This window comes from Acinetobacter indicus (assembly GCF_009914475.1).
Classification (GTDB): Bacteria; Pseudomonadota; Gammaproteobacteria; order Pseudomonadales; family Moraxellaceae; genus Acinetobacter; species Acinetobacter indicus.
Map to the genome: position 1 here is coordinate 2,767,140 of NZ_CP045198.1, position 19,747 is coordinate 2,786,886.

A 19,747-nucleotide genomic window follows, 5' to 3' on the forward strand; every position below is an offset into this window, starting at 1 on the left:
ACACGGTAGATTATGGCTTTATTAAATCATGAGCGTCCGCTTTGGGCATTGATGGTCGGTGCACCTCTGGTGGCTATGGTAAGTACGGCGAGCTATGCACAAACCTGGAAAATTAATTTACGTGATGCTGACCTGACTGCATTTATTAATGAAGTGGCCGATATTACCGGTAAAAACTTCGCGGTTGATCCGCGGGTGCGCGGCAATGTTACGGTCATTTCCAACAAGCCGTTGAACCGCAATGAAGTCTATGACCTGTTTCTGGGCGTGCTTAATGTTAATGGGGTAGTGGCTATTCCCTCGGGTAATACCATCAAGCTGGTGCCAGATAACAATGTCAAAAGCTCCGGAATTCCGTTTGATGCACGCCAGAATGCGCGCGGCGACCAGATTGTGACCCGGGTCATCTGGCTGGAAAATACCAATGCCAATGACATGATTCCGGCTTTACGGCCTTTAATGCCGCAATTTGCCCACCTGTCTGCGGTGGCCGGCACCAATGCCCTGATTGTTTCGGACCGGGCCAGCAATATCTATCAGCTGGAAAATATTATCCGTAATTTGGATGGCACCGGCCAAAATGATATTGAAGCCATCTCGCTACAGTCCAGTCAGGCCGAAGAAGTGATCGGGCTATTGGAGTCAATGAGCTCGACCGGCAATGCCAAAGATCTCAAAGGCTCGCGGGTGCGAATTGTGGCGGATAACCGGACCAATCGCATTATCATTAAAGGCGATACTGCCACCCGCAAGCGCATCCGCCAGATGATTGAAATGATGGATGTGCCGGCGGCCGACCGTCTTGGTGGCTTAAAAGTCTTTCGTTTGAAATATGCCAGTGCGCAAAGCCTGGCGGAAATTCTGCAAGGGCTGGTATCGGGGCAGGCGGTCAGCAGCTCATCTTCCAATACGAAAAATAGCAGTAACAATAGCGTTAGCAGTCTGGTCAATAACAGCAGTAACAGCACATCCAGCAATAGCACAGGCAGTACCTCGCCAAGTATTACCCTGAATAACGGTTTTGATCAGCAGAGCCAGATCACCAGCTTTAATGGCAATGGCGTCAGTATTATTGCCGATAGTAGCCAGAACGCCCTGGTGGTCAAAGCCGATCCACAGCTGATGCGTGAAATTGAATCTGCGATTCAGCAGCTGGATACACGCCGTCAGCAGGTACTGATTGAAGCCGCGATTATTGAAGTAGAAGGCACCGATGCCGATCAGCTTGGCGTGCAATGGGCCCTGGGTGATTTAAGCAGTGGCATTGGCCTGATCAATTTTGATAACTTGGGGTCTAGCCTGAAAAATATTGCCGCCGGTTATTTAACTGGAGGTGCAGCGGGTGCGGGTGGCGCGATTGGCGCGGGTACCTCACTGGTGTTGGGGGATTATCAGGAAGGCAGTGATGGTTCACGCCGTTTGTATGGCGCGCTGATTCAAGCTTTAAAAGAAACCACCAAATCCAATCTGTTGTCGACCCCATCTATTGTCACCATGGACAATGAAGAAGCCTATATCGTGGTTGGTGAGAACGTGCCGTTTGTCACTGGTTCGGTCAGTACCGGAAATGGTACCGTCAATCCCTATACCACCATTGAGCGTAAGGACGTCGGGGTCACCCTAAAAGTGGTGCCGCACATTGGCGAAAATGGCACAGTGCGTCTGGAAGTGGAACAGGAAGTTTCTGGGGTTAAATCCAGCAAAGGTCAGGCGCAGGACTTGGTCACCAGCAAACGCGCAATTAAAACCTCAATTCTGGCCGAGCATGGTCAGACTATTGTCTTGGGTGGTCTTATTTCAGATAACACTGCCTATTCTCGCCAGGCCGTGCCGGGGTTAGGTGCCATTCCAGGACTGGGACGTTTATTCCGTTCCGATGGCAAGTCCAATCAGAAGCGTAATCTGTTAATCTTTATTCACCCGACCATTGTTGGGGATCAGAATGATATCCGCCGGATTTCGCAGCAGCGTTATAGTCAGCTGTATAGCCTGCAACTGGCACTGGATCAGGATGGTAATTTTGCCAAACTGCCGGAGCGGGTGGAAGATATCTATCAGCAGCGGGTGCCGGTGTCGAAAACTCCACTAAATCAAACCCGTTATCAGCAGGTGCCATCCGCGACACCTGTGGCACAGTCGGGGGCGGCTGTGGTGACCACGCCCGTTGCGGTAGAACCGGCGCTGCAGCGTCAGACCTTAAGCCCGCAAGTCAACAAAACCACCAATACCACCACCACGACCACCTTAAGACCGCGCTCTTAACAGAGCGGACATGGAATCTGGTTTTGAGCATGTTATGATGGGCAAAAATTTAAAGAGAAGTTCGCTATGACTTGGAAATTACAAGCAATTACGGGTGAATTTACCGGGCAGGAAATTAGTGTTGATCATGACATGCTGGTGGGGCGTCATCAGGAAGCTGATGTGGTACTGCAGTCGGCTGAAGTATCACGCAAACATGCTGCGTTGTTGCTGAAGGCTGAAGACTTGTGGGTCCAGGACTTAAATTCATCCAATGGCACCTTTGTGAATGACCTGCGAATTGAGCAGGAAACCCCACTGCATGAGGGTGATATTGTCCAGTTTGCCAGCTTTAAATTTTCAGTCCTGGCACCAGCCAAACCGGAACTGTTGCCGGATGAGCCGCTTGCGCCTGCAGGCACCGAAGTAGAACAGATTCCTGAGCTGGATGTGGTGGAAACCACTACTGCAGCCGAGCCGACAGAAACGGTAGCAGTGAAAACGCCGGCACAGCAGATGAATGATCAGGGTATGCCTGAGCTGAAAGAGCGTGATGCATCGGTGCAACTGACACGTGATGGCATGCCAACCAATGTTGGTGTACCAAAACCGGCACCAATTCCTGAAGGGACCGATTTAAGCGCAGCTACACCTGAACCACAACCAGTACCGGTTGAGCAGCCTGTATCACGGGTTGAGCAGGAAAAAGAGCAGCAGAAAAATGCCTCTGTCGGCCTGATGACCATTATTGTGCTGGTGATCCTGGCAATTATTGCCTGGCTGTTGTTTAAATAAACCGCGACACAGCATACAATCGAGGCATGCTTTGGCATGCCTTTATTTTTTGAGAGGACCAAAATGTCTGTGGCTAAACTTGACACCCGTGAGCTGATTTTATTTGACCTGGACGGTACGCTGGTCGATTCAGCCACCGATCTGTATCGTGCCATGAATATGAGCCTGAATGTTTTGCAGCTACCACTGGTGACTGAGGAACAGGTACGGGTCTGGATTGGTAAAGGAACGTCTAAGTTCTGTGAAAGCGTACTCCAGCATCTGGTAGGAGAAGTATTACCTGCCCAGCATCAGGAATTACTTACGACGTTCCTGGAAATTTATAATGCCGATCCTTGTGTGGATACCAGGCCATTTGACGGAATTATCGAGTTTCTGGAATGGGGTAAGGCTAACGACAAAAAACTGATCTGTGTGACCAATAAACCAGAAGAACCGGCACGCAGTATTCTGGATATCCTCGAAATGGCGAAATACTTTGATGACACCATTGGTGGTGATCGCTTTGCCGAGCGTAAGCCAGATCCGCGTCAGTTGTTGCATTGTGTGGAGCATTATGGCGTGACCAAAGATCAGGTACTGATGATCGGGGACTCAGTCAATGACATCGAAGCTGCGCGCCGTGCGGGTATAGATTGTATTGTAGTCAGCTATGGCTATAATCATGGTGAAAATATAGCAGACTGTGATCCTCAAGAAATTGTTGATGATCTACGTGAGTTGCTTGCTTAAATAGGGTACGAAGGAAATAAGATGAATAGTTGTAAGGTTTTTCGATGGCGTCGCTCAGTCCAATTCCATTTTCATACTGAGTAACCCTAATTTAAAGAGAAAAACCGAATGACAACTTCAGCTCAATTCCAGCAACTTGCATCTCAAGGCTACAACCTGATTCCAGTATACCGTCAGCGTCTGGCTGATACCGATACTCCTTTATCTATCTTTGCCCGTCTAAAACAGCACCAACAGGCTTATCTGTTTGAATCTGTTGAAGGTGGTGAAAACTGGGCGCGCTATTCAATTATCGGTCTGGGTGAATCCACTGTATTCTCCTGTAATGCGGGTGAACTGACTGTTCAGCATCCAGATGGCTCTATTGAAAAACAGCACTGTGCCGATCCATTCCAGTATATCCGTGACTTTCAAGCACAGTTTAAAGTACCTACTCAGGTGGAACTTCCAGCCTTACCAAGCTTTACTGGTGGTCTTGTCGGTTATTTTGGTTATGACTCAGTACGTTATATCGAACCTAAGCTAAAAAATGTGCCTGAAGCCGATCCTGTAGGCTTGCCAGATATCTGGATGATGCTGTCCAAAACCGTCATCGTATTCGATAACTTGAAAGATACCCTGTTCCTGATTGTACATGCCGATGCAGCTGATCCGGCAGCTTATGATAAAGCACAGCAGCAGCTGGATGAACTGGAAAATATTCTGGCGACACCGGTAAGCCTGAAAGCAGAAAAACATACAGCACCGCATTTTGAGTCTTTAACTGGACATGACAACTTTATTGCCTCTATTGAAAAGGTAAAAGAGTACATCCGTGCCGGAGATGTGATGCAGGTGGTGCCAGGTCATCGTATGGTTTCTGATTTCGATGGTGAGCCTTTACAGGTCTATCGCGCATTACGTCACCTTAATCCATCACCATATCTGTTCCTGGTGCAAGGGCGAACCTTGGACAATAACACCCCGTTTCATATTGTCGGTTCATCGCCGGAAATCCTGTCGCGTCTGGAAAATGGTATTGCCACCGTGCGTCCACTCGCTGGCACACGTCCACGTGGTAAAACCAAAGAAGAAGATCTGGCCCTGGAAAAAGATTTACTTTCTGATGAAAAAGAGATTGCCGAGCATTTAATGCTGATTGACTTGGGTCGTAATGATGTTGGTCGCGTCTCAAAAATTGGTAAAGTGCAGGTGACTGATCAAATGGTGATCGAACGTTATTCGCATGTCATGCATATTGTGTCCAATGTGCAGGGTGAAGTGCGCGATGATGTTGATGCATTGGATGTTTTTAAGGCAACTTTCCCGGCAGGCACACTTTCTGGGGCACCAAAAATCCGTGCCATGGAAATTATTGACGAAGTTGAGCCAGTAAAACGTGGAATTTTTGGTGGTGCTGTTGGTTATTTAGGCTGGCATGGCGAAATGGACATGTCGATTGCGATTCGGACCTGTGTTATTCGTGAAAATAAGGTCTATGTGCAGGCTGGCGCAGGCCTTGTTGCCGACTCAAATCCTGAATCTGAGTGGAATGAAACCCAAATAAAAGCTCGCGCAGTGATCAAAGCGGTTGAATTATCGTCAAACGGATTGATTTTGTGAGTTTTTGACGGTTTTTTTAAAAAAAACACTTGCACGGATTTCAAGTTTTGCTAAACTGCACACCGTTCCGATACGAAACGTACGAAACACTAAGAAACGCCGGCATAGCTCAGTTGGTAGAGCAACTGACTTGTAATCAGTAGGTCCACAGTTCGAATCCGTGTGCCGGCACCATCTTAGAGAATTCGAGATGTGAAGTAAAGAACGAGCACTGCAATAAGTGTGATATTGGTGGGATTCCCGAGCGGTCAAAGGGAGCAGACTGTAACTCTGCCGCGTAAGCTTCGAAGGTTCGAATCCTTCTCCCACCACCATTAACTTCGAATGAAGTGGTACATTACCAACAATGTGCGGGAGTAGCTCAGTTGGTAGAGCGGCAGCCTTCCAAGCTGCATGTCGCGAGTTCGATCCTCGTCTCCCGCTCCATCATCGAAGATGATCGCTCTTATAGCTCAGTGGTAGAGCACTCCCTTGGTAAGGGAGAGGTCTCGAGTTCAAATCTCGATAAGAGCTCCAGATACAGTTTAGCAACTTAGTTGCATGAGATTTAAAGAAAGCAGGCTATTTAGTCTGCTTTTTAAGTATTAGGTGTCTAGTTTTTTAGGCGATATGTCGAGGCTGGGTATTACTCAGATTGTGTTCGACGTAAACGAGGAAAATAAACATGGCTAAGGCTAAGTTTGAACGTAATAAGCCACACGTTAACGTGGGCACAATCGGTCACGTTGACCATGGTAAAACAACTTTAACAGCTGCAATTGCAACTGTATGTGCGAAGAAATTCGGTGGTGAAGCGAAAGATTACGCTGCAATCGACTCTGCTCCAGAAGAAAAAGCACGTGGTATTACAATTAACACTTCTCACGTAGAATACGATTCTCCAACTCGTCACTACGCTCACGTTGACTGCCCAGGTCACGCCGACTATGTTAAAAACATGATCACTGGTGCTGCTCAGATGGACGGTGCGATCCTTGTTTGTTCAGCGACTGATGGTCCAATGCCACAAACTCGTGAACACATCCTTCTTTCTCGTCAGGTAGGTGTACCTTACATCATCGTATTCTTAAACAAATGCGATATCGTAGACGACGAAGAGTTAATCGAATTAGTTGAAATGGAAGTTCGTGAACTTCTTTCTACTTACGACTTCCCAGGCGATGACACTCCAGTAATCCGTGGTTCAGCGCTTGCTGCACTTAACGGTGAATCAGGTCAATATGGCGAAGACGCTGTTGTTGCTCTTGTTGAAGCACTTGACTCTTACATTCCAGAGCCAGTACGTGCAATCGATCAAGCATTCTTGATGCCAATCGAAGACGTATTCTCTATTTCTGGTCGTGGTACAGTTGTAACTGGCCGTGTAGAAACTGGTATCGTTAAAGTTGGTGAAGAAGTTGAAATCGTTGGTATCAAAGATACAGCGAAAACAACTGTTACTGGCGTTGAAATGTTCCGTAAGCTTCTTGACGAAGGTCGTGCTGGCGAGAACTGTGGTGTTCTTCTACGTGGTACTAAGCGTGAAGAAGTTCAACGTGGTCAAGTACTTGCTAAACCAGGTTCAATCAAGCCGCACACTAAATTCGACGCAGAAGTATACGTACTTTCTAAAGACGAAGGTGGCCGTCACACTCCATTCTTAAATGGTTACCGTCCACAGTTCTACTTCCGTACTACGGACGTAACTGGTGCGATCCAGCTGAAAGAAGGCGTTGAAATGGTTATGCCAGGCGACAACGTTGAAATGTCAGTAGAATTAATCCACCCAATCGCAATGGACGCTGGTTTACGCTTCGCGATCCGTGAAGGTGGCCGTACTGTAGGTGCGGGTGTAGTTGCTAAAGTAACTGCATAATTATAAAATAAGTTTCACAAGCCGAAGTTTGCGGATTTCGGCTTGTTCTACAGGCCAGTAGTTCAATTGGTAGAGCGTCGGTCTCCAAAACCGAATGTTGGGGGTTCGAGTCCCTCCTGGCCTGCCATTTTTCAAAAAAAGCTTGATGCTGGCAAAACTGGTCATATAATAAGTCGCGAATCCTACGACGAGTACAAAAATGTCGAATGATAAATCGCGTGACGCATTAAGCGAAGCGCCAATTCCTCAAAGAAATAATCCTGCTGAAGTTGTAAATTCGGGTTCTCCATTAGACTACGTGTTGTGGATTATCGCCTTGATTTTATTCATTGCGGCAACCATGGTGAATCAGCATCTACCAGCGTACTGGGCACCGGCAAATGATATTTGGGTGCGCGTTGGGGTAATTTTGGCTTGTATCGTAGTGGCTTTAGGTTTATTATACGCCACCCATCAAGGCAAAGGCTTTGTTCGTTTATTGAAAGATTCACGAATCGAGCTGCGTCGAGTGACTTGGCCAACCAAGCAAGAGACAGTGACCACATCTTGGCACGTACTTGCAGTTGTAGTTGTAGCATCCATTTTATTGTGGTGTTTTGACTACGTTTTAGGTTGGGCAATTAAATTTATTATCGGGTAAGAGAGCTATGAAACGTTGGTACATTATTCATGCCTATTCTGGTTATGAAAAACAAGTGATGCGTTCGCTTAATGATCGAATCCAGCGTAGCGCTGTTGCCGATAGCTTTGGTGAAGTCCTGGTTCCTACCGAAGAAGTGGTAGAAATGAAGGATGGTAAGAAACGTAAATCTGAGCGTAAATTCTTTCCGGGCTATGTGCTAGTCGAAATGGAAATGAATGATGATACTTGGCACATTGTAAAAGAATGTCCAAAAGTATTAGGTTTTATTGGTGGTACACCGGAAAAACCTGCGCCAATTACGCAGCGTGAAGCTGATGCAATTCTTGCACGTGTACGCAATACTGGTGAAGCACCTCGTCCGAAGACGATGTTTGAACCAGGCGAAGAATTACTGGTAATTGACGGTCCATTCACCGACTTTAAAGGCGTGGTGGAAGAAGTCCTTTACGACAAGTCACGTTTAACGTTGACGATTAATGTATTCAATCGACCAACACAGGTTGAGCTGGAATTTCGCCAAGTCGAAAAATCAGTTTAATTCACTGCTGGTTGAAAACGCCCGATTTGTTATGGATCGGGCATTGTTGTTGTAACGGTATCGTTACTTAGAAATCATTGGGGAGCCTAGCGGCGTTTGTACCCAGAGGTAATTGAAAATGGCTAAGAAGATTGACGGCTATATCAAGCTGCAAGTTCCAGCTGGTAAAGCAAATCCATCTCCACCAATTGGTCCTGCACTGGGTCAACGTGGTGTTAACATCATGGCATTCTGTAAAGAATTCAATGCTGCGACACAAAAAGTTGAAGCTGGTCTTCCAATTCCAGTAGTGATCACTGTGTACAACGACAAGTCGTTCACATTCATCATGAAAACTCCACCTGCTGCTATTCTGCTTAAGAAAGCTGCTGGTATCCAGAAGGGTTCAGCTGTACCAAATAAAACTAAAGTTGGTAAGTTGACTCGTGCTCAGTTAGAAGAGATCGCGACTACGAAAGAACCAGACTTAACTGGTGCTGACTTAGACGCGCGTGTACGTACCATCGCTGGTTCTGCACGTTCTATGGGCTTGGAAGTGGAGCTATAAGACATGGCAAAGTTAACTAAACGTCAAAAAGCCATTGCTGCTGCTGTAGAAGCAAACAAAGTTTATACTTTGGAAGAAGCAGTACAAGTTCTTAACAGCCTTCCTGCAGCTAAATTCAAAGAATCTTTGGATGTATCTGTAAACCTAGGTGTTGACCCTCGTAAATCTGACCAGGTTGTTCGTGGCGCGACTACACTTCCTGCAGGTACAGGTAAAACTGTACGTGTAGCTGTGTTTGCTCAAGGCGCTGCTGCTGAAGCTGCTAAAGCTGAAGGCGCGGACGTAGTTGGTTTTGATGACCTGGCTGAAAGCATCCAAGCGGGTAACCTTGACTTTGACGTAGTAATTGCTGCTCCAGATGCAATGCGCGTTGTAGGTAAATTAGGTACAATCCTTGGTCCACGTGGCTTAATGCCAAACCCTAAAGTGGGTACGGTTACTCCTGACGTAGCAACTGCAGTTAAAAATGCAAAAGCTGGTCAAGCACGTTACCGTGTAGACAAAGCGGGTATCATCCACGCTGCGATCGGTCAAGTAGGTTTCACTGCTGAAGCTGTTCGTCAAAACGTTGAAGCTCTTGTGGCTGACCTGAAGAAAGCAAAACCTGCGACTTCTAAAGGTGTATACATCAAAAAGATCACTCTAAGCTCAACTATGGGTCCTGGTCTGACTGTTGATGTAAACAACGTTTCTAACTAAGTTTTGACTTAGACAGAATTTTAAAGTCCTGAGTGAAATTTAAAGCACTGCTTTAAATTTCACGCAAGAGAGGGTATAAGCTTCACTCGAAGCATAGCTTCTCGTCTTGCGGATCGGCAAAGCGTTGCTTTGCTGATCGATCCTCAGGCGGACTTTGAATTGGTAAATGAGAATTTATCAGCGTCAAAGACCTCAGGCGAGGAGAGTTTTATGCTCTTCTCTTAAAATCCCAGCCTGCGTAGACGCGGTGGTGTGATTTATTCCTCCTCCGCGTGTGAGTTCAGTGATGAATTCACGAATTGGGAGTGTATCCCTTGTGGGTACATAAATCACCGTTAGGAGGTTTTACAATGGCTCTTCTTATCGAAGACAAAAAACAGATCGTAGCAGAAGTAAACGAAGTTGCTTCTCGCGCGTTCTCTGCTGTTGTTGCTGACTATCAAGGTTTAACCGTTGAGCAATTAACTGCTTTACGTGTTGAAGCGCGTAAGCTTGGTGTTACGACTCGTATCGTGCGTAATACTTTGGCTAAGCGTGCATTCGAAGGTACTCAATTCGATATCTTGAATGCAACTCTTGTTGGTCCAACAATCTTAGCTTTCTCGACTTCTGAAGACGACATGGGTGCAGCTGCACGCTTGTTCGAAGATTTCGCTAAAACAAACAAAGCATTTGAACTTAAAGCTGCTGCATTTGACGGCAAGGTTTATCAAGGTGCTGAAGTTAGCGTGATTGCAAATCTTCCGAACCAAGAAAAAGCGCTTACTATGCTTGCAAACGTTCTTCAAGCTCCTATTTCGAAATTGGGTCGCCTTATTACAGCACTCAAAGAGAAAAACGAGTCAGAAGCAGCTTAAGCTTAAATCAATTTACACACCATTCAATTTCCATTTGGAGTTATTCTCATGGCTTTAACTAACGAAGAAATTTTAAACGCAGTTGCTGAAAAAACTGTTCTTGAACTTGTTGAACTGATCTCTGCTTTCGAAGAGAAATTCAACGTATCTGCTGCTGCTGTTGCAGTTGCTGCTGCTCCAGGCGCTGGCGCTGCTGCTGCTGAAGAGCAAACTGAATTCAACGTTGAGTTGACTTCTTTCGGTGCAAACAAAGTTGCAGTAATTAAAGCAGTTCGTGAAGCGACTGGCCTTGGTCTTAAAGAAGCGAAAGACATGGTTGAAGGTGCTCCAGCAGTACTTAAAGAAGGCGTTTCTAAAGAAGAAGGCGAAGAGCTTAAGAAGAAACTTGAAGAAGCTGGTGCTACAGTTACACTTAAGTAATAGCTTAAGCGGAGTCGATTTTTTTATAATCGACTCCAAAAAATGGCTGATGGCTCTTGGGTCATCAGCCTTTTTGCGTTACAATAATCGGCTCGATTTTTGTTTGCATGATATAAATTTCATACAAATTAAAAATAAAGATAACAATCAAACGCTTACCAATATTTTTCAATGTTAAAAAATATTGTTAAGCGTTTTAATACCACTAAAAATTGCAGCATTTGTAAAGAGTGGTGGCCATATCGGCCTGCGTAATTCCTTCTGAGCCCGTTCTGCAGGCGGGCTTGGTTTACTTTCCGAGGACTCCAGATGGCATACTCATATACCGAAAAGAAACGGATCCGTAAGAATTTTGGTAAATTGCCCCAAGTCATGGAAGCACCGTACCTGTTGGCGATTCAAGTCGACTCGTACCGTACTTTCTTGCAAGATGGCAAATCTCCAAAAAACCGCGAAGATATCGGTCTCCAAGCCGCATTTCGTTCAGTTTTTCCTATAGAAAGTTATTCTGGCAATGCTGCTTTAGAATTTGTTGAGTATAGTCTTGGTAAACCAGAGTTTGATGTACGCGAATGTATCCTTCGCGGCTCAACTTATGCGGCACCAATGCGCGTTAAAATTCGTTTGATCCTGAAAGATCGTGAAACGAAATCAATCAAAGACGTACGTGAACAAGAAGTCTATATGGGCGAAATGCCATTGATGACGGATAACGGTACTTTTGTGATCAACGGTACCGAGCGTGTAATCGTATCGCAATTACACCGTTCACCAGGCGTATTCTTTGACCATGACAAAGGTAAGACTCACTCAAGCGGTAAAGTGCTGTATTCAGCGCGTATCATTCCTTACCGTGGTTCATGGTTAGACTTTGAATTTGATGCCAAAGATTTAGTCTATGTACGTATCGACCGTCGTCGTAAATTACTAGCGACTGTGGTTCTGCGTGCCCTGAACTATAACAACGAACAGATTCTTGACCTGTTCTACGAAAAAGTTCCTGTTTACCTGGATATGGGTAGCTATCAGATCGACTTGATTCCAGAACGTCTGCGTGGCGAAATGGCACAATTCGATATCATTGATGCCGATGGTAAAGTCATTGTTGAACAAGGTAAGCGTATCAACGCACGTCATGTTCGTCAAATGGAAGCCTCTGGTCTGACCAAACTGTCAGTGCCGGATGAATACTTGTACGAGCGTATTACTGCCGAAGACATCGTGCTGAAAGATGGCGATGTGATTCCAGCCAACACCCTGTTAAGCCATGAAGTGATGGTGAAACTGGCTGAAGGCGGCGTGAAGCAGTTCAACATCCTGTTCACCAACGACATCGACCGCGGTTCATTCATTGCAGATACGCTACGTGCCGATACGACTACAGGTCGTGAAGAAGCACTGGTTGAAATCTACAAAGTGATGCGTCCAGGCGAGCCACCAACCAAAGAAGCAGCTGAGAACCTGTTTAACAACCTGTTCTTCTCTTCTGAGCGTTATGACCTGTCACCAGTCGGCCGTATGAAATTCAACCGTCGTCTGGGTCGTCCTTACGAAGTGGGTACTGACCAGAAGTCGCGCGAAGTTGAAGGCATCCTGTCGAACGAAGACATCACTGATGTACTGAAAACATTGGTTGAAATCCGTAACGGTAAAGGTGAAGTCGACGATATCGACCACTTGGGTAACCGTCGTGTTCGTTCAGTGGGCGAAATGACCGAAAACCAGTTCCGTGTGGGTCTGGTACGTGTTGAGCGTGCTGTAAAAGAGCGTCTATCACAAGCTGAAACTGACAACCTGTCTCCGCAAGATCTGATCAATGCGAAGCCAGTGGCTGCAGCCATCAAAGAATTCTTTGGTTCAAGCCAGTTGTCTCAGTTTATGGACCAGAACAACCCATTGTCTGAAATCACCCACAAACGTCGTGTATCGGCGCTTGGTCCAGGTGGTTTGACCCGTGAACGCGCAGGCTTCGAAGTGCGTGACGTACACCAGACTCACTATGGTCGTGTGTGTCCAATTGAAACGCCTGAAGGTCCAAACATTGGTTTGATCAACTCGCTGTCTGTTTATGCCAAAGCCAACAGCTTCGGTTTCCTGGAAACACCATACCGTAAAGTGGTTGATGGCCGTGTAACAGACGAAGTTGAATATCTGTCTGCGATTGAAGAAGTGGGTACTGTGATTGCACAGGCCGACTCGGTTGTAGATCAGGACGGTAACCTGACTGAAGAATTCGTTTCTGTACGTCACCACGGTGAATTCGTACGTATGTCACCTGAAAAAGTGACGCATATGGACGTATCTGCTCAGCAGGTGGTTTCTGTTGCAGCATCGCTGATTCCATTCCTTGAACACGATGACGCCAACCGTGCATTGATGGGTTCCAACATGCAACGTCAGGCCGTACCTACATTAATCGCGGACAAACCGTTGGTTGGTACGGGTATGGAAGCCAACGTGGCACGTGACTCAGGTGTGTGTGTGGTTGCAGGCCGTGGTGGTGTGATCGAGTTTGTTGATGCATCACGTATCGTAATTCGCGTGAATGAAGATGAAATGATCGCTGGTGAAGCAGGTGTAGATATCTACAACCTAATCAAATACACGCGTTCAAACCAGAACACCTGTATCAACCAGAACGTTGTGGTACGTTTAGGCGATAAAGTTGCACGTGGTGACATCCTGGCGGATGGTCCATCGACAGATGGCGGTGAACTGGCCCTGGGTCAAAACATGCGCGTGGCGTTCATGACCTGGAATGGTTACAACTACGAAGACTCGATCTTGCTTTCTGAGCGTGTGCTTCAAGAAGACCGTTTAACGTCGATTCACATTCAGGAACTGTCATGTGTTGCACGTGATACCAAACTGGGTGCTGAAGAAATCACGGCTGATATTCCAAACGTCGGTGAAGCTGCGCTGTCTAAACTGGACGAATCAGGTATCGTTTACATCGGTGCAGAAGTGACTGCCGGTGACATCCTGGTGGGTAAAGTAACACCAAAAGGTGAAACTCAGTTGACGCCTGAAGAAAAACTGCTTCGTGCCATCTTCGGTGAAAAAGCAGCGGATGTGAAAGACTCCTCTTTACGTGTTCCATCGGGCACCAAAGGTACAGTCATCGACGTTCAAGTCTTTACCCGTGATGGTCTGGAAAAAGACGAACGTGCACTGGCGATTGAGAAAGCGCAGCTTGATGCATACCGTAAAGACTTGAAAGAAGAATACAAAATCTTCGAAGAAGCAGCACGTGAACGTATTGTCCGTCTGTTAAAAGGTCAGGAATCGAATGGCGGTGGCGGCACTAAACGTGGCGACAAACTGTCTGAAGATATGCTGTCTGGTCTTGAACTGGTTGATCTGCTTGAAATCCAGCCAAGTGACGAAGCGATTGCGGAACGTTTAACGCAAATTCAAACCTTCTTGAAAGAGAAGAGCTTTGAAATTGACGAGAAATTCGCCGAGAAGAAACGCAAACTGTCTACAGGTGATGAACTGACCACTGGCGTACTGAAAGTAGTTAAGGTTTACCTTGCGGTGAAACGTCGTATCCAGCCAGGTGATAAGATGGCGGGTCGTCACGGTAACAAGGGTGTTGTATCCAACATTCTGCCGGTTGAAGACATGCCACACGATGCCAACGGTGTGCCGGTAGACGTGGTACTGAACCCACTGGGTGTACCATCGCGTATGAACGTGGGTCAGATTCTGGAAACGCACTTGGGTATGGCAGCCAAAGGTCTGGGTGATCAGATCGACAAGATGCTGAAAGAACAGCGCACCATTCTTGAACTGCGTGAATTCTTGGACAAGATTTACAACAAGGTGGGCGGCGAGCAAGAAGATCTTGACAGCCTGACGGATGATGAAATCTTGGCGCTTTCTGGCAACCTGCGTGCCGGTGTTCCATTGGCAACACCTGTATTTGACGGTGCTGAAGAAGGTCAGATCAAAGACTTGCTTGAACTTGCGGGTCTGTCACGTACCGGTCAAACCGTATTGTATGATGGCCGTACGGGTGAGCGTTTCGACCGTCCAGTTACTGTCGGTTACATGTACATGCTGAAACTGAACCACTTGGTTGATGACAAGATGCATGCGCGTTCGACTGGTTCTTACTCATTAGTAACACAGCAGCCGCTGGGTGGTAAGGCACAATTCGGTGGTCAGCGTTTCGGTGAGATGGAAGTCTGGGCACTGGAAGCATACGGTGCAGCTTATACGCTTCAAGAAATGCTCACTGTGAAGTCGGATGACGTTGAAGGTCGTACCCGCATCTATAAGAACATTGTAGATGGCAACCATTATATGGATCCGGGCATGCCTGAATCGTTCAACGTATTGACCAAAGAGATCCGTTCTTTAGGTATCAACATTGAACTGAAAAATGGTGACTAAGAATCTCCATTAAATCTCCCTAAATCCCTCTTTGTAAAAGAGGGACTTTTCCCCCTTTGAAAAAGGGGGATTAAGGGGGATTAAAATTCAGTTAAAAAACAATATTTGTGACCCAGTCGGAAAGTGAAAATCTTACCGGCACACGGAGAAAAAAATTGAAAGACTTGCTCGATATCATGCGCAAAAAGACGGACTCAGACGGTCATGCTCCTGTAGAGTTTGATCGCATCCGTATTGGTCTTGCGTCACCAGAAATGATTAAGTCGTGGTCTCATGGTGAAGTTAAAAAGCCTGAAACCATTAACTACCGTACCTTTAAACCAGAACGTGACGGTTTGTTCTGTGCCAAAATCTTTGGTCCAGTCAAAGATTACGAATGCTTGTGTGGTAAATACAAGCGTATGAAATACAAAGGCGTCATCTGTGAAAAATGTGGCGTTGAAGTAACAACTGCAAAAGTTCGTCGTGAGCGTATGGGTCACATCGAGCTGGCATCTCCAGTAGCACACATCTGGTTCTTAAAATCACTGCCGAGCCGTATCGGTCTGTTATTAGACATGACCTTACGTGATATCGAACGTGTTCTGTATTTCGAATCTTATGTAGTGACTGACCCAGGTATGACTCCATTTGAGAAATACCAGCTTCTGAACGATGAAGAATACTTCAATGCGTTGGAAGAGCACGGTGATGAATTCACAGCGAAAATGGGTGCAGAAGCAGTTCAGGACCTGTTAAAAGACATCGATCTTGAAAACGAAATCTCACGCCTGCGTGAAGAAATTCCACAAACAACCTCTGAGACGAAACTGAAAAAAGCGTCTAAGCGTTTGAAATTGATGGAAGCGTTCAAAGAGTCGAACAACAAGCCAGAATGGATGGTGATGAATGTACTGCCAGTACTTCCGCCAGACCTTCGTCCGCTGGTTCCGCTTGAAGGTGGCCGTTTCGCAACGTCTGACCTGAACGACCTTTACCGTCGTGTGATTAACCGTAACAACCGTTTGAAGCGTCTTCTTGACCTTGCAGCGCCAGACATCATCGTACGTAACGAAAAACGTATGTTACAAGAGTCTGTAGATGCATTGCTTGATAACGGTCGTCGTGGTCGTGCGATTACCGGTTCGAACAAACGTCCGCTGAAATCTTTGGCCGATATGATCAAAGGTAAGCAAGGTCGTTTCCGTCAGAACTTGTTGGGTAAACGTGTTGACTATTCAGGCCGTTCGGTGATTACCGTAGGTCCTACTTTACGTTTGCACCAATGTGGTCTTCCGAAGAAAATGGCGCTGGAACTGTTCAAGCCGTTCATCTTTGCGAAACTGCAAGCCTCTGGTCAAGCCACTACCATTAAAGCTGCGAAGAAAATGGTTGAGCGCGAGACGCCAGAAGTTTGGGATGTTCTTGCATCTGTGATCCGTCAGCATCCAGTGATGTTGAACCGTGCGCCAACCCTTCACCGTTTGGGTCTGCAAGCGTTTGAACCGATCCTGATTGAAGGTAAAGCGATCCGTCTGCACCCGCTCGTTTGTGCTGCATTTAACGCCGACTTCGACGGTGACCAGATGGCGGTACACGTACCATTAACACTTGAAGCGCAATTAGAAGCGCGTGCGTTAATGATGTCGACCAACAACATTCTGTCTCCAGCCAACGGTGAGCCAATCATCGTACCGTCTCAGGACGTGGTCTTGGGTCTTTACTACATCACCCGTGATGCGGTAAATGCCAAAGGTGAAGGCATGGTGTTCGCGGATACGCATGAAGTTAACCGTGCCCTTGCAACCGGTCAGGTTGATTTGCATGCTCGCGTAAAAGCGCGTGTATACCAAACTGTCATCAATGACAACGGTGAGCGTGAGCAACAAACTATTGTTGTGGATACGACACCAGGTCGCTGCCTGCTTTGGGAAGTTGTGCCAGAAGGTTTAAGCTTCGAGCAAATTAACGTTGAGATGACCAAGAAAAACATCTCCAAGTTAATCAACTCTTGCTATCGTAAACTGGGTCTGAAAGACACGGTCATCTTTGCTGACCAATTAATGTACTTGGGCTTCCGTCAAGCGACGCGTTCAGGTGTATCGGTTGGTATGGAAGATATGGTTATTCCACCAAGCAAACAGGCGATCATTGACAAGGCAGAAGCTGAAGTTCGTGAAATCGAACAACAGTTCGAACAAGGTTTCGTCACTGCTGGTGAACGTTATAACAAAGTCGTCGATATCTGGGCACGTACCAATGACCAGGTAGCGAAAGCGATGATGGACAACTTGTCTTTCACCACTGTGAAAAACAAACAGGGTGAAGACGAGAAGCAGAAATCATTCAACTCGATCTACATGATGTCGGATTCTGGTGCCCGTGGTTCGGCAGCTCAGATTCGTCAGCTTGCAGGTATGCGTGGTCTGATGGCGAAGCCGGATGGCTCGATCATTGAAACGCCAATTAAGGCGAACTTCCGTGAAGGTTTGACCGTACTTCAGTACTTCATTTCAACGCACGGTGCGCGTAAAGGTTTGGCCGATACTGCACTGAAAACTGCGAACTCGGGTTACCTGACGCGTCGTCTGGTTGACGTTGCGCAAGACTTGGTGATCACTGAGCCAGATTGTGGCACCATGGCTGGTCTGGTGATGACACCATTTATTCAGGGCGGTGACGTGATCGAGAACCTGGGTACGCGAGTACTGGGTCGTGTGGTTGCTGAAGACGTGAAGAAAGCCGGTTCAGATGAAGTGATCCTGCCACGTAACACCTTAATTGACGAAAAACTTGCCAACTTCCTGGAAGAGCAAGGTGTCGACGAAGTGAAAGTACGTTCAGTAGTATCATGTGAATCGACCTTCGGTGTGTGTGCGAAATGTTATGGTCGTGACCTTGCACGCGGTCACTTGGTGAACCCAGGTGAATCTGTGGGTGTTATGGCGGCACAATCAATTGGTGAGCCAGGTACACAGTTAACCATGCGTACCTTCCACGTGGGTGGTGCGGCAAGCCGAACTTCTGCTGCCAACAGCGTTCAAGTGCGTAACAAAGGTACCGTACGTTTCCACAACGTGAAAACCGTACAACATGCCAAAGGTCACCTGGTATCGACCTCTCGTTCAGGTGAAATCGGTATTGCGGATGATTTGGGTCGTGAGCGCGAGCGCTATAAACTGCCTTACGGTGCATCTATCTTGCTGAAAGATGGCGAAGCTGTAGAAGCTGGCGGTATCGTGGCAACTTGGGATCCGCATACACATCCATTGGTAACAGAAGTTGCTGGTAAAGTACGTTTCAGCCAGATCGCTGATGGCGTAACCGTAACGTCGAAAACTGATGATGCAACAGGTATGTCAACAATCGAAATCCTGCCAGTGACTTCACGTCCTGCGTCAGGTAAAGATTTGCGTCCTGCGGTTGTATTAGACACAGTGGATGGTGGTGAACAGTTCTACTTCCTGCCACAAAACACCATTCTTTCTGTCCGTGATGGCGAAACAATTGGTGTCGGTGACGTTATCGGTCGTGTACCACAAGAATCTTCACGTACCCGTGATATTACCGGTGGTCTGCCGCGTGTAGCTGACTTGTTCGAAGCACGTAAGCCGAAAGAGCATGCGATCCTTGCAGAAGTGTCTGGTATCGTAAGCTTCGGTAAAGAGACCAAAGGTAAGAACCGTCTGGTGATTACTCCGGATGATGGTTCTGAAATCTACGAAGAGCTGATTCCGAAATGGCGTACCATCAACGTGTTCGAAGGTGAGCATGTGAACCGTGGTGAAACCATTTCTGATGGTCCACAAAACCCGCATGATATCTTACGTCTGAAAGGTGAAGTGGCGTTGACCAACTACATCGTGAACGAAGTTCAGGACGTTTACCGTCTGCAAGGTGTAAAAATCAACGACAAGCATATTGAAGTCATCGTACGTCAAATGCTGCGTAAAGTTGAAATCACTGACGGTGGTGATACCAGCTTCATCAAAGGCGAACAGGTGGATTACATCCGCGTGGTTCAAGAAAACCAGGCTGTACTTGCACAGAACAAGTTCCCAGCGAAGTTTGATCGCCAGTTGATGGGTATTACCAAAGCATCGCTGTCGACGGATTCGTTCATCTCTGCTGCATCGTTCCAGGAAACCACACGTGTGTTAACTGAAGCGGCTGTAACCGGTAAAGAAGATGATCTACGTGGTCTGAAAGAAAACGTCGTTGTTGGTCGTCTGATCCCAGCGGGTACAGGTTTGGCTTACCACTTAGAGCGTCGTCGTCAGGAAGCAGAAGCTGCAGAATTTGAACTGCAAAATGACTTCTCTGATGTAGACCAAGCATTAAGTCAGGCATTTAACCAGGAATTCTAAGCTGGCGAAATGACAACCAAGAGACGCCTTCGGGCGTCTTTTTTTATGCCTGAAAAAAGGGTATCGCGCTGTAC

The 19,747-nt window shown here is 46.8% G+C and carries 13 protein-coding genes and 5 tRNA genes; all 18 read left to right on the plus strand.

Annotated features, from left to right (window positions below; all coding sequences use genetic code 11):
- The first annotated feature begins 12 nt into the window (after positions 1-12).
- A complete protein-coding gene (gspD, locus tag GA693_RS13620; protein ID WP_160241691.1) occupies positions 13-2,262 on the plus strand; it encodes a type II secretion system secretin GspD in 2,250 nt (749 codons plus the stop codon).
- Between the two features lie 66 nt (positions 2,263-2,328).
- Positions 2,329-3,036 (plus strand): FHA domain-containing protein, encoded by a 708-nt coding sequence (locus GA693_RS13625; RefSeq protein WP_160241690.1) that lies wholly within the window; start codon positions 2,329-2,331, stop codon positions 3,034-3,036.
- A 63-nt stretch (positions 3,037-3,099) separates the two neighbouring features.
- On the plus strand, positions 3,100-3,768 hold the full coding sequence (gene gph / locus GA693_RS13630) for a phosphoglycolate phosphatase (protein ID WP_160241689.1): 669 nt from the start codon (positions 3,100-3,102) through the stop codon (positions 3,766-3,768).
- A 108-nt stretch (positions 3,769-3,876) separates the two neighbouring features.
- Positions 3,877-5,370, plus strand: a complete 1,494-nt coding sequence (gene trpE, locus GA693_RS13635) for an anthranilate synthase component I (protein ID WP_160241688.1) — start codon at positions 3,877-3,879, stop codon at positions 5,368-5,370.
- Positions 5,371-5,468: 98 nt separating this feature from the next.
- Positions 5,469-5,544, plus strand: a tRNA-Thr gene (locus tag GA693_RS13640).
- A 56-nt stretch (positions 5,545-5,600) separates the two neighbouring features.
- Positions 5,601-5,684: transfer RNA gene (locus tag GA693_RS13645), tRNA-Tyr, on the plus strand.
- A gap of 36 nt (positions 5,685-5,720) precedes the next feature.
- Positions 5,721-5,796, plus strand: a tRNA-Gly gene (locus tag GA693_RS13650).
- Between the two features lie 15 nt (positions 5,797-5,811).
- Positions 5,812-5,886 (plus strand) — tRNA-Thr (locus GA693_RS13655).
- Between the two features lie 148 nt (positions 5,887-6,034).
- Complete coding sequence (gene tuf, locus GA693_RS13660; RefSeq protein ID WP_104513317.1) at positions 6,035-7,225, plus strand: elongation factor Tu; 1,191 nt, start codon at positions 6,035-6,037, stop codon at positions 7,223-7,225.
- Between the two features lie 51 nt (positions 7,226-7,276).
- Positions 7,277-7,352 (plus strand) — tRNA-Trp (locus GA693_RS13665).
- A 72-nt stretch (positions 7,353-7,424) separates the two neighbouring features.
- A complete protein-coding gene (gene secE, locus GA693_RS13670) occupies positions 7,425-7,865 on the plus strand; it encodes a preprotein translocase subunit SecE (RefSeq protein WP_005181678.1) in 441 nt (146 codons plus the stop codon).
- Between the two features lie 7 nt (positions 7,866-7,872).
- Positions 7,873-8,406, plus strand: coding sequence for a transcription termination/antitermination protein NusG (nusG, locus tag GA693_RS13675; protein WP_005181681.1), 534 nt, complete (start codon positions 7,873-7,875; stop codon positions 8,404-8,406).
- A gap of 118 nt (positions 8,407-8,524) precedes the next feature.
- Positions 8,525-8,953: a 50S ribosomal protein L11 gene (gene rplK, locus GA693_RS13680; protein ID WP_004868049.1), complete on the plus strand. Its 429-nt coding sequence runs from the start codon at positions 8,525-8,527 to the stop codon at positions 8,951-8,953.
- A gap of 3 nt (positions 8,954-8,956) precedes the next feature.
- The gene (rplA, locus tag GA693_RS13685) at positions 8,957-9,652 is read left to right on the plus strand and encodes a 50S ribosomal protein L1 (protein ID WP_005181684.1); all 696 of its coding nucleotides are present in this window, start codon (positions 8,957-8,959) and stop codon (positions 9,650-9,652) included.
- Positions 9,653-10,002: 350 nt separating this feature from the next.
- Positions 10,003-10,509, plus strand: a complete 507-nt coding sequence (gene rplJ / locus GA693_RS13690; protein ID WP_075167586.1) for a 50S ribosomal protein L10 — start codon at positions 10,003-10,005, stop codon at positions 10,507-10,509.
- 48 nt (positions 10,510-10,557) lie between these two features.
- Positions 10,558-10,929 (plus strand): 50S ribosomal protein L7/L12, encoded by a 372-nt coding sequence (gene rplL / locus GA693_RS13695; RefSeq protein WP_004774018.1) that lies wholly within the window; start codon positions 10,558-10,560, stop codon positions 10,927-10,929.
- Between the two features lie 309 nt (positions 10,930-11,238).
- Entirely contained in the window at positions 11,239-15,327 is a 4,089-nt protein-coding gene (gene rpoB, locus GA693_RS13700) for a DNA-directed RNA polymerase subunit beta (protein WP_104470485.1), read from the plus strand.
- Between the two features lie 155 nt (positions 15,328-15,482).
- On the plus strand, positions 15,483-19,673 hold the full coding sequence (gene rpoC, locus GA693_RS13705) for a DNA-directed RNA polymerase subunit beta' (RefSeq protein WP_075167624.1): 4,191 nt from the start codon (positions 15,483-15,485) through the stop codon (positions 19,671-19,673).
- Positions 19,674-19,747: the final 74 nt, after the last annotated feature.